Here is a 13,805-nt window from a genome sequence, read left to right on the forward strand (position 1 = left end):
AAATTGGTATCAATAAAACTTGGCACACTATTGAGTTCTCAAACAACAACCACACCCAGCCAACACACCAGAACCAACAAACAGTCCGTGACGATCAGTGCCGGGGCAACTTTTCAAGCTTACCCGCAATATCTCAGTAATGCAAATCCACTCTCAAGCAGACCAACACCACCAAAACACAAGAAAACAACCGGCAAAACCGGCCACAATCTTTAGGGGTTTTCGTTCCCCCATCAACCGGGGCAACTCGGAAAACAATACACACCTTTTCGGCGTTGCGCAAATCGGAAGGCCGGTGGGTGCCCTGGCCGGGCTGCCCTGCCTGCCACGCCAAGCAAATGAGGTCTATTGGGCGGATTGCTTCAGGAGGAACTTGGGAACAAGCACCGCACAAAGCGCCGTAACTCCCCAGATGATCAGTGCGGCCCAGATCCAGGTGAAGAAGCCGTGGATGCGGATTCCGCCAAAGGGGAGTGTGGCGACTATCAGTGCCAGCCAGGTGGATACAAGCGAGGCCGCACCTGCCAGGGCCGGGGCGTACTTGCCAGCCAGTTTTGCCACCAGGCCCGCCAAGAGCGACTGGGCGATGGTGAAGACCACCACCGCAGTCAGGAATCCCCCGAAGTTCAAGCCAAAGCCGCGCAGGAGAATCGCTGCGAGGACAATGGCCACTGCGGAACTGCCAAGCTGGACGCCAATGCCAATCATGAGGTTGTTCATTCACCGATCCTATGCCGGGCGTGCATCCATGGAACAGGGGCAGGCAGCCAGCGAAGGAATTCTGCACTGTATATAGGGACGTGTGTTTGCTGCACAGTATATAGAGGTATGCGCGGCGGGCAACAGTCGCTTGCTCAGCGTCCCTATATATAGGAGTGGAACAGCGGGTATATAGGAGTGGAACAGCGGGCTGAAGCAGCTTGCGGGAAGCTGGCCGGCCTTGGATGCCGTCAGACTGTTTCCGGGCACAAAAAATCCCCGGGAAACCTTGGGTTTCACCGGGGATTTTTCAAAACGTGCGCGAGGGGGGATTTGAACCCCCACGCCCTTTCGGACACTGGCACCTGAAGCCAGCGCGTCTGCCGTTCCGCCACTCGCGCGTTTTTCGCTACCCACCGAACAGTCGAAGTGATTTCGTCTTTCAGTGGAACAGCGAGATCAAGCATATAGGACGTTTGGCCGATTTGCCTAAACGAGGTCCCCTGCGGCCCCCAAACGGCTTCGATTCGAGGCGCCCAGGGCCCAGAAAACCCCGAGATTGCGCGGATTTTGGAGACTTCAAAAAAGTTTTGACAAACCCCTACCCAGGTAGGAAATTTGCCACATCCGGGCCGATCAATGGGTGTATTCAAAGATTCCGGCAGTAGTATCAAGCTTGAACAGGGTTGTCCGCGGCGCGGGCAACTGGCAGTCTGCGCCCGCCGAGGGCGCGGCTGGACACGGCCCTGCTGCGGTCTTGCAGCGGGCACTGGCAGAGGAGAGGAGAGCGCATGGGATTGTTTGACAACGTTGAAAAGGGCATTGAAAAGGCAGTTCGCGGAGCCTTCTCCCTTGGTTCCAAGTCATTGCAGCCTGTGGAAATGGCCAGCGCACTGCGCAGGGAGCTTGACGACAAGGCCATGACCTTGGACGCCGGGCGCACACTTGCCCCGAACGTTTTCAACATTCAGTTGGGCGACGCGGACTTTGAGCGCGCCCGTTCCTGGGGTGTGACGCTCGCCGAGGAACTGTGCGACGTGGTCATCAACCATGCACGCAGCCAAGGCTATGTCCTGCAGGGACCGGTCCGGGTGGCCTTCAACCACGACGGCGAACTGCGCCCCGGCCAGTTCGAGGTCCAGTCCTCCACCGAGCGGGAGAGCTCGGCACCTGGTGCGAGCCAGCCGGCCCCGCCGCGCCCGCCGTCCAGGCCCGGCCAGGTCCCCGGCGCCGCCCCTGCGGCTCCCGCGGCTCCCGCGCCGGTCTACAAGCGCCAGGCTGCCACCCCGGCAGTCCAGGGCCAGCCCGTGCTGGACATAGACGGCCAGCGCTACTCCCTTAACGCCCCCTCGATCGTTCTGGGCCGCTCCTCGGAAGCCGACATTCTTATCGACGACACAGGCGTCTCCCGCAAACACCTGGAAATCCGCACACAAGGCGGCGCCGGCACTGCCGTGGACCTTGGGTCCACCAACGGCAGCTATGTGGATGGACACCGCATCCAGGGCTCCGCTGAGTTGCACGACGGATCGAGCATCACCATGGGACGCACCCAAATTACATTCCGCATCCTGCCTGCCCGCGGAGGTGGCAGCCGATGAACGATCTCAGCCTTGTTGTCACCATCCTGCGCTTCGGCTTCCTGGCGCTCATGTGGATCATGGTTTTCGCCGTCGTTGCTGCCATGCGCCGCGACCTGGTCATTGGCCGCAAGGCCAAGGTGGGCGCACCCACGGCCAGGCAGGCCCGCCGGCATCCCGAACTTGTTGAGGATGCCCCTCCGGCCAAGGTGCAGGCACGCCAGCTCGTGGTGACCGAAGGCCCGCTGGCCGGCACCACGCTGGAACTTTCCGGCACACCCATCCTGCTGGGCCGCGCCCAGGAAGCCACACTTGTGTTGGAGGACGACTACGCCTCCGGCCGCCACGCACGTCTGTTCCCCCAGGGCACGCGCTGGTTCATCGAAGACCTGGGTTCCACCAATGGAACGTTCCTGGGCGGCAATGCGCTGACCCGCGCCCTGCCTGTGGAACTTGGGGTCCCCGTGCGGATCGGCAAAACGGTCATCGAATTGAGGCCGTGAGCATGGCCGAATACCCGCTGGTCCTGCGCTATGCGGCCAGATCCCATGTGGGCATGGTCAGGGCAAAGAATGACGACTCCGCCTACGTGGGCGAGTATTTGGCCGTGGTTGCCGACGGCATGGGCGGGCACGCGGGCGGCGACGTTGCCAGCGCCTCCACAGTCCTGGACCTGGTGCACCTTGACCACAACCACCACGACGGCGATGCCGGGGCCCATCTTGCCGATGAGATCCAGAGCGCCAATTCGCTGCTCTCCGAGCTGGTGCACGTCAATCCCAAACTTGCCGGCATGGGCACCACGGTCACCGCACTGCTCCTCGCTGGCGAGCGGCTGGCATTCGCCCACATTGGCGATTCCCGCGCCTACCGGCTCAAGGACGGCGTCTTTGAGCAGCTGAGCACTGACCACACCTTTGTCCAGCGCATGATCGACGAGGGCCGCATGACCGAGGCCGAAGCCGAGGTCCACCCCCACAAGAACGTGCTCATGCGCGTGCTGGGCGACGTCGACGCCTCACCGGAACTGGACCTCCTGTACTTTGACGCAAGCCCCGGTGAACGCTGGCTGCTGTGCTCGGACGGACTGAACTTTGTCCGCCACGAAATGGTTGAAGAGGTCATCCGGCACACCAAGTCGCTGGCCACCGCTGCCGACACCCTCATCGAGCTGACCCTGGCGGCGGGTTCGCCGGACAACGTCACCGTTGTTGTCTTCGACATCGCCGAGGCCGTCCCGGTCGAAACCCACACCGCAGCCCTGGACACAGTGCCCGCCGACCCTTCGGATGAGCCGGACCTGCCGCCGCTGGAGCAGTCCCCAGACAAGCACGACGCCGGGTCCCCGGCCGCGCCGGAGGCGGCAGTTGCCGCCGGGGTCACGCCGGCAGACGCCGTCGCCGCTTCCGGGGTGGCGCCTGCCGCGGCCACCGACGCCCAGGGCGTCGACGAGGCCGAGGGTTCCGTCGAAGGCACCGATGACGCCGAGGCGCTGGACACCCACATCAGGGCCGCAGCCGTGGCAAAGGAGCTGTCCTCGCGCAAGCATGAGCTGGTGGGTGCGGCACTGACGGCCAATGCCGAGGGCAAGATCCCGCAACTGGAACGGCACCCGGCCACCCAGCGTGCCGCCACAGTTCTCACGCACAAGACCGCCACCCGCCCCACCCTGGTGGAGGACACTGAGGTTTCGCTGCCCAGGCTGCGACAGCGTCCCCTGGTGCTGGCCATCGTGGGCGCGCTGGCTGCACTGGCAATCGTGGCCGCCTCGTGGGCCGCCTATGCCTGGACCCAGACACAGTACTTTGTGGGCACCAGCAACGGCAACGTGGCCATCTACCAGGGTGTGTCACAGTCCCTGGGGCCCATCTCACTGTCCCACCTGTACCGCGAAACCAGCGTCGAGGTCTCCTCGCTCCCGGACTATTCGCAGCAGCTGGTGGCAGGCACCATGCCGGCATCAACGCTCGGCGATGCAGAACAGATCATCAGCGACCTGCAGTTGGGCACAGGCACCAGCCTGCCTCCGTGTGAATTCCTGGCGCCGGCAACCACCGCCACGGCAACCGCAAGTCCCTCGGCAGGCACCTCCGCCCCACCGAGTGCCAAGCCAACACCGAGTGCCACGCCAAGCGGCAAGGCAACCGCCACGGCACAACCCACGGCAACATCCACCGCACAGCCCAGCTGCATTCCCGGAGGCGGAAAATGAGCCAATTGCAAACAGTGGCCAAGCCCCGCCGCAACACGGAACTGCTTTTGCTGATCCTTGCCCTGGGCATGTCCGCACTGGCCAATGCGCTGGTGAACCTGAATCTGGGTCGGACCTTTGACAACGACTTCTTCGCCCAGATAGCCATTCTGGCGGGGCTTTCCCTGGCCTTCCACATGGTCCTGCGGTTCAAGGCAAAGTATGCCGATCCGGTCATATTGCCTGTTGTGGTGGCCCTGAACGGCCTCGGCCTCGCCGTCATCCACCGGCTGGACATCGCCACAGGCGACACCGCGGGGCAGCGGCAGTGGATGTGGACCTCCCTGGCCGTTGTTGCTGCCATTGCCGTGGTGTGGTTCCTGCGCGACCACAGGATCCTGCGCCGCTACACATATATTTCGCTGCTGGCATCAGTGGTCCTGCTGATTCTGCCCCTGGTCCCCGGCATCAGCGCCGGAAACGTCAACGGCGCAACCGTCTGGATCGCCATTGGCCCGTTCACCTTCCAGCCGGGCGAGATTGCAAAGATCACGCTGGCCATATTCTTCGCCGGGTATCTTTCCTCCAACCGGGATTTGATCCTGCTGGCAGGAAAGAAGATCGGCCCGCTGCAGCTGCCGCGCGTGCGGGACTTGGCGCCCATGATCGTGGCCTGGCTGGCCAGCGTGGGTGTCCTGGTGTTCCAGCGCGACCTGGGCACCTCGATCCTGTTCTTTGGCCTGTTCATGGTCATGATTTATGTGGCCACGAGCCGCATCAGCTGGATCCTGATTGGGCTTGCCCTGATCGCCGTTGGCGGAGTCGCTGCGTACCAGATCTTCCCGCACGTCACCCAGCGCATCGATGTGTGGGTGAACGCCCTTGACCCGGAATACATCGGCGCGCCCTTCGGCAGCGGCCAGATCGTCTCGGGCCTGTTTGGCATGGCGAACGGCGGCCTGCTCGGCACCGGTTTTGGCCAGGGCGCCCCGTACAGCATCCCGCTGGCCAACTCGGACATGATCATTGCCAGCATTGGCGAGGAACTCGGGCTCGTTGGCCTGTTTGCCATCCTGTGCCTGTACGCCCTGTTCATTGCGCGTGGCTTCCGGGCCGCCCTGGGCACGCGCGATGCGTTCGGCAAGCTGCTGGCGGTGGGTCTTTCCTTTGCCGTGGCCCTGCAGTGCTTTGTCATCATCGGCGGCGTGACGCGGCTGATCCCGTTGACGGGCCTGACCACGCCGTTCCTGGCCGCTGGCGGTTCCTCCCTGCTGTCCAACTGGATCATCGTTGCGTTGATCCTGAAGATTTCCGACGCCGCCCGGCGCCCCATTGACGTGACGGGGCCGCCCGCGCCCGTCGAGACGACTCCCACCATTGACCAGGCCCAGAAGGAGGTGCCGGCACCATGAACCAGGCCATCCGCAATTCCTGGATAGTAGCCATCGCCTTGTTTGCGCTGCTCTTTGGCTCGATCTCCTACGTGCAGTTCTTTGACGTGGACTCGCTCAACGCCCATCCAAACAACAACAGGCAGCTGGAGCTGAACTTCTGCAGCAGCCGTGGGCCCATCCTGGTGGACGGGCAGGCCATTGCCGAATCCGTTGCCACCAACACTGACTGCAAGTACCAGCGCAAGTACAACGACCCCCTGCTGTACGCCGGCCTCACGGGCTTCTTCAGCAAGTTCTCCGGCCAGTACGGCGTGGAGGCAGCCATGAAGGATGAGTTGACGGGCAATTCCAGCGATGCCTTGTTTGACCGCATCGCCCAGGTGTTCACGGGTGCGCAGCCGCAGGGCCGCTCCGTGGAGCTGACCATCGACAGCAAGATCCAGAAGATGGCCTATGACATGATCCCGGACGGCATTGGCGGATCCATCGTGGCCATGAACCCCAAGACCGGTGCCATCATCGCCATGGCGTCCAAGCCGTCCTACGACACCAACCTCATGGCAACGCACGACAAGAAGGCCTTTGACGCCTCCATGGCCGAGCTCCAGGCCATTCCGGGCATCAACCTGTACGGCTCCTCCGCCTACCGGCAGGCCTATGCGCCCGGTTCGGTGTTCAAGATCATCGACACGGCCGCCGCCCTGGAGTCCGGGAAGTACAACAAGGACAGTGTCCTGCCCAACCCGGCAAACCTGACCTTCCCCGGCATCGACTACAGCCTGCCCAACTACGCGTATGGCCAGTGCTACACACGGGACAAGGCCACGTTCGCCTTTGCGCTGGAGAACTCCTGCAACACACCGTTCGCGAGCATTGCCCTGGACCTGGGCCAGGACGCCATTACGGCCCAGGCCGAGAAGTTTGGCTTCAATGACAAGTCATTGAAGTTCCCCGCCGCGGTTGAAGCCAGCCGCTTCCCCGGCAGCCTGGGCGTGCTGGATGCCCCGTCGCTGGCCCAGAGCGCCATTGGCCAGCGGGATGTCATCGCAACACCTCTTCAGATCGCCATGATGACCGCGGCCATCGCCAACGGTGGCAAGCAGATGGCACCAAACCTCGTGGAGACGGTCCGCACCCCTGACCTGAAGACCGTTTCAAGCCTTGAGCCCGAGGTCTTGCGCCAGTCGACCACCCCTGAGATTGCAGCCCAGATCAGGGACTGGATGGTCAGCGTGGTGGACAACGGCATCGGAGCGGCGGCTGCCGTTCCCGGCGTCGAAGTGGCCGCCAAGACGGGTACGGCCGAACTCGGGCTCGATGAAAACGGAGAAATGTTGAACAACGCATGGTTCACGGGCTTCGCGCCGGCAAATGACCCGGAAGTGGTCATCACCATCGTCATGCCGAGGGTCAATGTGGCCACCGGCGCAGAACTTACCAGTCCAAATGCAAGCAAACTCTTCAAGGCGGTGTTGAACAAGTGAGGCCTATTTCCGGTATCACCTTAGGCGGCAGGTTCCAACTCACATCACGCATTGCCATCGGCGGCATGGGCGAGGTGTGGAAGGCCCAGGACCTGGTCCTGGGCAGGATTGTCGCGATCAAGATCCTCAAGGATGAATACACGGGCGATCCCGGCTTCCGCGCACGCTTTCGGGCGGAGGCAAAGCACACTGCGCTGCTGAACCACGAGGGCATTGCCAACGTCTTTGACTACGGCGAAGAGGACGGTTCCGCCTACCTTGTCATGGAGCTGGTGCCGGGCGAACCCCTGTCCGCCATGATTGAGCGCGAGCATGTGCTGTCGGCCGACTGGACCCTGTCCATGATCTCGCAGACCGCCCGCGCCCTGGCCGTGGCCCACGCACAGGGCCTGGTGCACCGTGACGTGAAGCCCGGAAACCTGCTGATCACCCCCGACGGCAAGGTCAAGATCACCGACTTCGGCATTGCCCGCCTGGCCGACCAGGTGCCGCTGACGCAGACCGGACAGGTCATGGGCACGGCCCAGTACCTTGCCCCGGAGCAGGCAACAGGACAGGTGGCCACCGGCTCCAGCGACATATATTCCCTGGGTGTCATAGGTTATGAGTGCATCACGGGGCACCGCCCGTTCTCGGGTGAATCCCAGATCGCCATCGCCCTGGCCCAGGTCAACGACGCCCCGCCGCCGCTGCCCGACACCCTGCCCACACCCGTGCGCGCACTGCTGATGTCGATGCTGGCCAAGGAGCCGGCCAACCGCCCGGCCAATGCCCTGAAGCTGGCCGAGGCCGCTGACGCCATCCGCGCAGGCGACATCAAGGCCGCCCATGCCGCGGTGCCGGGAATGCTGCTGTTCGAGGCGACCACCGGCCCCATCACGGCCCCCGTGGACATCAATGCCACAGCGCCCACCACAGTGGTTGGCAGCATCTCAGAGCCCAGCACGACGGCGCTGCCCACCATCATGGAAGAGGCGCCTGCGCCGACACGTGCGGAAATTCTCGGCGCCGAGCGCGCCTGGGATGCTGAGCACGAAGGCTCCCACGAGCTATTGTCCGAGGAGGATGACCTTCCGCCCGAGGCCCCGGCCAAGAAGCACCGCAGCCCGTGGACCTGGCCGCTCGTAGGCCTCATTGCCCTTCTCGTCTTTGCCGTGGGAGCCCTCCTGCTGCAGGGTACAGGCTTCTTCGGCAATTCCCCGGCCCCGACGGAAAGCAAGACGTCCTCACCGGCCGTCACGAAGACCTCTGCCCCGCCGCCCACCACGTCCGCGGCTCCCGAGCCCACCGAGGCGACGCAGGAGCCCACAACGGAAGCCCCCAAGCAGTTCGATGTCATCAGCAACATGCTGGTTGGAAAGACCTTTGATGAGGTCAACGGCATCTTGACCGGCGGCAAGCTGGTGGTGACCCGGGCGGATGAGTTCAGCGCCTCGGTGCCTGAGGGCAACGTCATCTCCGTGACGCCGACGGGCCTTCAGCCTGAGGGCTCCACCATCACTGTCACCGTGTCCAAGGGCACCGAAACCGCTCCGGTTCCGTCGTCGGCCGGGCAGGAAGGCAACGCCTACGATGCCGCGCTGGTTGCTGCTGGCTTCATGCCGGCCCGCGTTGAGGAGCCGTCGGCAACCGTGGCACCGGGCCTAGTCATCCGCACCAACCCTGCCGCAGGAACACCAACGCCCAAGGGTTCGGTGGTGACGTACTACGTCTCCACAGGTCCCGCCGCCGAGGCCACCACTGCACCGACCGCGGACCCGAAGTAGTAGCCCCATCACTGCCCGGCAGCCCTGCGAACCCACCCTCAACCGAAAGGACAAACAGTCACCATGAGTGTTCCGCGCGTCCTGAATGACCGGTATGAGATCGGCGGGCTGCTGGGCAGGGGCGGCATGGCCGACGTCTACAAGGCCCGCGACACGCGCCTGGGCCGGACGGTGGCCATCAAGCTGCTCCGGGCAGATGTTGCCAGGGATTCCCACCTGCAGGCCCGGTTCAGGCGTGAAGCCCAGGCCGTTGCAGGCCTGAACCACCCTTCGATTGTGGCCGTGTACGACACGGGTGAACACATCACCTCAGATGTGCCGCACGACAGCACCCACCTGCCCTACATCGTCATGGAGTATGTCCATGGCAAGACCCTGCGCGAATTGATCCGGGCCAAGTCGATCACGACCGAGCAGGCGCTTGACTACACCATGGGTGTCCTGGCCGCCCTTGACTACAGCCACCGTGCCGGAATCGTCCACCGCGACATCAAGCCCGCCAACGTCATGGTCACGGAAGACGACCGCGGCGTCCTGGGTCAGGTCAAGGTCATGGACTTCGGCATTGCCCGCACCATTTCGGACTCCGCGGCAACCATGACCCAGACGCAGACGGTCATGGGCACGGCACAGTACCTGTCCCCGGAACAGGCCCGCGGCGAAAGTGTTGACGCCCGATCCGATCTGTATTCCGCCGGATGCCTGCTGTACGAAATGCTTGCCGGCCGGCCGCCCTTCACGGGCGATTCGCCGGTCTCGGTGGCCTACCAGCATGTTCGCGAACTGCCCCCGGCCCCGAGCACGTTCAATCCCGCGCTGTCCCAGGCACTGGACGCGCTGCTTATGCGTGCCCTGCAGAAGGACAGGAACCAGCGCTTCCAGGACGCAGCCTCCTTCCGCCGTGCCCTGCGCGCTGCCGGCGCCGGCATCATGCCCCCGGACAGTGCCAGCCAGCCGGCTCCCGCCCCCGAATCCACAGCGATAGTTCCACTGGTCGCCAGTCTGGCCGACACCGAGGCGATGCTGCCCGACGACGGGCCCTCCACCCGTGCCATGGCGAAGGTCATGGCCGGGGGAGCGCTGACCACCGACAGCGGAGAACCCGAGGACGCAGCGGAGGTGCCCCCCGCACTCAAGCGCCGCCGGCGGGCCTGGATGGTCACACTCTTTGTCCTGCTTGCCCTTGTCCTGGGTGGTGGCGCCATTGTGGGCTACAACATGATCAACGCCCAGCCTGACGCAGTCCAGAACGTCAGCATTCCGAACCTTGCCCAGAAGGACAAGGACGACGCCCTGGCGCAATTGCTGGCGCTTGGCCTGAATCCCCACAGCACCGAGGAGTTCTCCAAGTCGGTCAGGGCCGGGCTGGTGATCCGCACGGATCCGCCGGCCGGGTCCACTGCCGCGCCGGGCGCAAACGTAGACGTTTTTGTCTCCAAGGGCCCGTCAGAAGTTGAGATCCCCAAGGATCTCGCGGGCCGCACCGAGGCAGAGGTGCGCCAGATCCTGCTTGACTTGAAGCTGGTGATCGGGCCCAACCAAATGGTCAACGACGGCACCATCATGGCCAACCAGGTGGTCACCACGGATCCTGCCCCCGGCACCAGCGTTGCGGTCGGCACCACCGTCACCTTGAAGATTTCCACCGGCCAGGTGCTGATGCCGTCCTTGTTCGACCTGACCAAGGATCCGGCCAAGGTCAAGGAATCCGTCACGGAGGCGCTCAAGAAGGTCTCCACGCACCTGGACGTGACGTTCGAGGAGGTGGAGAACTCCGTGGTCACCCCAGGCATGGTCACCGGCCAGTCCATCCAGGCAGGCACGGCCGTGGCGCAGCGGACAACCGTTGTGGTGACCCTTGCCAAGGCGCCGGAAACCGTGGAGCCAACACAGGAGCCAACTGGTTCGGTCACCACCAGCCCCACGGAGGGGCCCAGCAAGGGCCCCAAGGACTCCCCGCCGGCGAAACCCTAACTTTTCAGCTGTTGATGAGGGGGCTCAGGGTTGCGGCCTTCGCCGCAGCACCTGCCAGGCCGACCGACTCGAGCCAGTTGCCCAGCATCGTGTAGCCGCCCTCGGTGAGCACGGATTCCGGATGGAACTGAACTCCGCACAAAGGTGCGTGCTTGTGCGCCAAACCCATGATCACGCCGTCGGCCGTTTCAGCCGTGACTTCCAGGACGTCCGGGATGCTTGCCGGAACCGCGGACAGCGAGTGGTAGCGTGTGGCCGTTACTGGGCTGGGCAGGCCCGCAAAGACGCTCGTGCCATGGTGGAGAACTTCACTTGTCTTGCCGTGCATCAGCTGCTCGGCATGCGTGACGGTGCCGCCGTAGGCTTCGGCAAGGGCCTGGTGGCCCAGGCAGACACCCATCATGGGCTTGTTGTTGCTTCCGCACCACTTGATCAGCTCAATGCACACGCCGGCCTCTGCGGGCGTTCCGGGGCCGGGGGAGACCAGCACACCATCGCGGGCCTCGGCCAGCTCAATGGCCTCGGCGAGGGTGACGTCGTCGTTGCGCACCACAGTGGTCTCGGCACCGAGCTGCTGCAGGTAGCCGACCAGGGTGTACACAAAGCTGTCGTAGTTGTCTATGACTAGGATGCGCACTGCCATGTCAGACGCCACCGCCGATCGTTGAGTCGTTGAGGGGGTTGAACTGGGAAAGCCACGGGAACACAAACTGCATGAGCACCAGCACTGCTGCGGCGATGAACAGGATAGACGTGATGATGCGGAACCACAGCGGCCCGGGGAGGTTTCTAAAAATCCAGCCGTACATGCTCAGCCTTTCTGGTTCGCAGCAACTTGGGCCACAATTGCGGCCGGGGGTCCGGCACTGGCCGGCTGCCAGGATTCAAGCACCGAGTAGGCAATGATGCGCTCCTCGGCGCCGAACCGCGGGTTGCAGCTGGTCATGGTCAGGAACCGCTCGGTGGGCTTGGCATCCGGCTGTGTGGGGACGGGCAGCAACACATCGGCCCGGTTGGGCATGACGACTTGGTTGTTGCGGAACACGTACGTGTAGTAGCCGTCTTTGGTTTGGATGTAGATCTTGTCGCCCGGCACCAGGGTGTGGATGGCATCCAGCACGGCCCCGTGGGTCTGCCGGTGGCCGGCAATGGCGAAGTTTCCCACCCCGCCAGGCATGGTGGAGCTTTCGTACCGGCCCAGGCCCAGGGTGTCGAGCTGGGCCTGGGCCACACCCTCCACGAGGGGCCGGCTGTAGTTCTTGCCGAAGCGCGGGATGTACGCAACACCAAACACCGTGCTGGGGGCATCCGGGACGGCCATGACCTTGGGCGGGCCAAAGTCGGTGGAGCCCCCGGGCGGCGGGGGAGTCACGGGGCCCTGGAATTCCTGGGCAAACTGGGAGACTGCATTCTGCTGGGCGGTATTCGCCTCAATGTTGGTCCACCACAGTTCCCACACCACAAAGAGCAGCAGGATGACGCCGGCGGTGATGAGAAGCTCGCCAACAACCTGCACGAGTGTGCGGAAGAATCCCTGGCGCGGCCGCTGATCACGGCGGCGCCTGTCCGAGCGCTTGCGCTGCGCCCGTGCCTTGTTGTTCCCGGCGAGGAGTTCGTCAACGCCCACGACAGAATCGAGGTGGCCTGGCGATTGAACCACGCGGGTCTCCTGACTGGGTTTTGGCGTCAATGTCATGCAATCAATGGCTGCGTTAAATGCAGCTAGAATTACGTCAACAATACCGGCAGTTTACCGGCCTGGAACAATTTGCCCCGCAAACCCACAGGTAATGAACTGCCTTGCCAACCACCGAATCGGCCCTCTTTGCGGCCGCAATGTCAAGGAGCTCCTGTGCCTGAGTCCAAGTCGCGTCGCCGCCCCGCAAAGGGCCCGGCCCAAACTCCGTCCACCAAGGCACAGCAGCCCAACGCCGTGTGGTTTGTGCCGGTCATGGTCTCCTTGATGCTGCTTGGCCTGGCGTGGATCATCACGTACTACATCTCCGACGGCGCCTTCCCGATCCCGAACATCCACAACTGGAACATCGGCATTGGCTTCGCCATCGCCCTGGCCGGGTTCATGATGACCACGCGCTGGCGGAGCTAGCCGCCAGGCTTCCCTTCCTCCCCCGGGTCGCTCTGCGCGTAACGGCCCCTGGCATCACCTGCGGCACGGCCCGGAACGTCTCCGGCCGTGCCGTAGTCGGCTTCAACGAACCTTCCGGCACCGTCTCCTTCGCTGGCGCCCTCCGTTCCGGCGGCCCCGTAGTCCCCTTCGACAAAGCGGCCCTCCGAGTCCCCGGCCTCGTGCCCCTTTTCCGCACCGGCCTTGCCATATTGCCCCTGGACGTACCGTCCCCGTCCGGGTGTGGCCTGTGGCGTCCCTGTTTCTTCTTCACGCTGTGAATCATCATGCCCAGACGACATTGTGCTGCCCTGCCTTTCGCGGCTCCGGCACCACCGCGCAGGATTGCCCGGCGCGGGTGTCAGCTTTCTTCCATGGTAGGCCGAAGCCAGTCTCGCGAACAGGGCAATGCAGATCGTCCCGGGCCACTACGAAGGCCCCTGCCGGGGGATGGCAAGGGCCTTCGCGCCTTTCGGCCCGGCGGTCAGCTGGGGGACTCGACCGCCGTTTCTCCTCTGGCGCCGGGGGACGCCAGAGAGTCCTTTCCTTGTGGCGGCGGTTGGCCACCATGGTTGCCCTGTTGCGTGGTTCC

General features: G+C 63.9%; 14 protein-coding genes and 1 tRNA gene. 9 read left to right on the forward strand and 6 right to left on the reverse strand.

Annotated features, from left to right (window positions below):
• Positions 1-216: hypothetical protein (locus PCK14_RS06395; RefSeq protein ID WP_269937634.1), on the forward strand; the 216-nt coding region annotated here is incomplete at its 5' end.
• Positions 217-345: 129 nt separating this feature from the next.
• Here PCK14_RS06395 and PCK14_RS06400 read toward each other — a convergent pair.
• Together PCK14_RS06400 and PCK14_RS06405 are read right to left on the reverse strand one after the other, a co-directional pair.
• Complete coding sequence (locus tag PCK14_RS06400) at positions 346-720, reverse strand: phage holin family protein (protein WP_269937635.1); 375 nt, start codon at positions 718-720, stop codon at positions 346-348.
• 297 nt (positions 721-1,017) lie between these two features.
• A tRNA-Leu gene (locus tag PCK14_RS06405) sits at positions 1,018-1,100 on the reverse strand.
• A 390-nt stretch (positions 1,101-1,490) separates the two neighbouring features.
• Here PCK14_RS06405 and PCK14_RS06410 point away from each other — a divergent pair.
• The 7 genes from PCK14_RS06410 to pknB all read left to right on the forward strand — a co-directional run bounded on the left by PCK14_RS06410 (position 1,491) and on the right by pknB (position 11,088).
• Positions 1,491-2,300, forward strand: a complete 810-nt coding sequence (locus PCK14_RS06410; RefSeq protein WP_269937636.1) for an FhaA domain-containing protein — start codon at positions 1,491-1,493, stop codon at positions 2,298-2,300.
• Positions 2,297-2,782 carry an FHA domain-containing protein FhaB/FipA gene (locus tag PCK14_RS06415; protein ID WP_269937637.1) on the forward strand — a complete coding sequence of 162 codons (486 nt, stop codon included), beginning with the start codon at positions 2,297-2,299 and terminating at the stop codon, positions 2,780-2,782. Before PCK14_RS06410 ends, PCK14_RS06415 begins: the two co-directional genes overlap by 4 nt.
• A 2-nt stretch (positions 2,783-2,784) precedes the next feature.
• Positions 2,785-4,491 (forward strand): PP2C family protein-serine/threonine phosphatase, encoded by a 1,707-nt coding sequence (locus PCK14_RS06420; RefSeq protein ID WP_269937856.1) that lies wholly within the window; start codon positions 2,785-2,787, stop codon positions 4,489-4,491.
• Positions 4,488-5,882, forward strand: a complete 1,395-nt coding sequence (locus PCK14_RS06425; protein ID WP_269937638.1) for an FtsW/RodA/SpoVE family cell cycle protein — start codon at positions 4,488-4,490, stop codon at positions 5,880-5,882. The genes PCK14_RS06420 and PCK14_RS06425 overlap by 4 nt, the downstream gene beginning before the upstream one ends.
• The gene (locus PCK14_RS06430) at positions 5,879-7,348 is read left to right on the forward strand and encodes a peptidoglycan D,D-transpeptidase FtsI family protein (protein WP_269937639.1); all 1,470 of its coding nucleotides are present in this window, start codon (positions 5,879-5,881) and stop codon (positions 7,346-7,348) included. Before PCK14_RS06425 ends, PCK14_RS06430 begins: the two co-directional genes overlap by 4 nt.
• Positions 7,345-9,114, forward strand: a complete 1,770-nt coding sequence (locus tag PCK14_RS06435) for a protein kinase domain-containing protein (RefSeq protein ID WP_269937640.1) — start codon at positions 7,345-7,347, stop codon at positions 9,112-9,114. Before PCK14_RS06430 ends, PCK14_RS06435 begins: the two co-directional genes overlap by 4 nt.
• A gap of 63 nt (positions 9,115-9,177) precedes the next feature.
• Complete coding sequence (gene pknB, locus PCK14_RS06440; RefSeq protein ID WP_269937641.1) at positions 9,178-11,088, forward strand: Stk1 family PASTA domain-containing Ser/Thr kinase; 1,911 nt, start codon at positions 9,178-9,180, stop codon at positions 11,086-11,088.
• Positions 11,089-11,092: 4 nt separating this feature from the next.
• On the opposite strand, the gene PCK14_RS06445 is transcribed toward pknB, so the two are convergent.
• From PCK14_RS06445 to PCK14_RS06455, 3 genes are read right to left on the reverse strand one after another with little or no spacing between them, the layout of a single operon-like run.
• Complete coding sequence (locus PCK14_RS06445; RefSeq protein WP_269937642.1) at positions 11,093-11,731, reverse strand: anthranilate synthase component II; 639 nt, start codon at positions 11,729-11,731, stop codon at positions 11,093-11,095.
• Between the two features lies 1 nt (position 11,732).
• Positions 11,733-11,897, reverse strand: a complete 165-nt coding sequence (locus PCK14_RS06450; protein ID WP_269937643.1) for a hypothetical protein — start codon at positions 11,895-11,897, stop codon at positions 11,733-11,735.
• A 2-nt stretch (positions 11,898-11,899) separates the two neighbouring features.
• Positions 11,900-12,748 carry a class E sortase gene (locus PCK14_RS06455; RefSeq protein ID WP_269937644.1) on the reverse strand — a complete coding sequence of 283 codons (849 nt, stop codon included), beginning with the start codon at positions 12,746-12,748 and terminating at the stop codon, positions 11,900-11,902.
• Positions 12,749-12,940: 192 nt separating this feature from the next.
• Between PCK14_RS06455 and PCK14_RS06460 the strand changes: the two genes are divergently transcribed.
• Entirely contained in the window at positions 12,941-13,195 is a 255-nt protein-coding gene (locus PCK14_RS06460) for a cell division protein CrgA (protein WP_269937645.1), read from the forward strand.
• On the opposite strand, the gene PCK14_RS06465 is transcribed toward PCK14_RS06460, so the two are convergent.
• On the reverse strand, positions 13,192-13,515 hold the full coding sequence (locus PCK14_RS06465) for a hypothetical protein (protein ID WP_269937646.1): 324 nt from the start codon (positions 13,513-13,515) through the stop codon (positions 13,192-13,194). The genes PCK14_RS06460 and PCK14_RS06465 overlap by 4 nt on opposite strands.
• Positions 13,516-13,805 lie beyond the last annotated feature (290 nt).

The sequence above is a fragment of the Arthrobacter sp. HY1533 genome (assembly GCF_027568515.1).
Lineage (GTDB): Bacteria > Actinomycetota > Actinomycetes > Actinomycetales > Micrococcaceae > Specibacter.

Bases quoted from the DNA above. Each gene is read 5' to 3' on its own strand.
- PCK14_RS06420 (WP_269937856.1), top strand. From the start codon at position 2,785: ATGGCCGAATACCCGCTGGTCCTGCGCTATGCGGCCAGATCCCATGTG.
- PCK14_RS06450 (WP_269937643.1), bottom strand. From the start codon at position 11,897: ATGTACGGCTGGATTTTTAGAAACCTCCCCGGGCCGCTGTGGTTCCGC.
- PCK14_RS06430 (WP_269937639.1), top strand. From the start codon at position 5,879: ATGAACCAGGCCATCCGCAATTCCTGGATAGTAGCCATCGCCTTGTTT.
- PCK14_RS06410 (WP_269937636.1), top strand. From the start codon at position 1,491: ATGGGATTGTTTGACAACGTTGAAAAGGGCATTGAAAAGGCAGTTCGC.
- pknB (WP_269937641.1), top strand. From the start codon at position 9,178: ATGAGTGTTCCGCGCGTCCTGAATGACCGGTATGAGATCGGCGGGCTG.
- PCK14_RS06415 (WP_269937637.1), top strand. From the start codon at position 2,297: ATGAACGATCTCAGCCTTGTTGTCACCATCCTGCGCTTCGGCTTCCTG.
- PCK14_RS06465 (WP_269937646.1), bottom strand. From the start codon at position 13,515: ATGTCGTCTGGGCATGATGATTCACAGCGTGAAGAAGAAACAGGGACG.
- PCK14_RS06425 (WP_269937638.1), top strand. From the start codon at position 4,488: ATGAGCCAATTGCAAACAGTGGCCAAGCCCCGCCGCAACACGGAACTG.
- PCK14_RS06400 (WP_269937635.1), bottom strand. From the start codon at position 720: ATGAACAACCTCATGATTGGCATTGGCGTCCAGCTTGGCAGTTCCGCA.
- PCK14_RS06445 (WP_269937642.1), bottom strand. From the start codon at position 11,731: ATGGCAGTGCGCATCCTAGTCATAGACAACTACGACAGCTTTGTGTAC.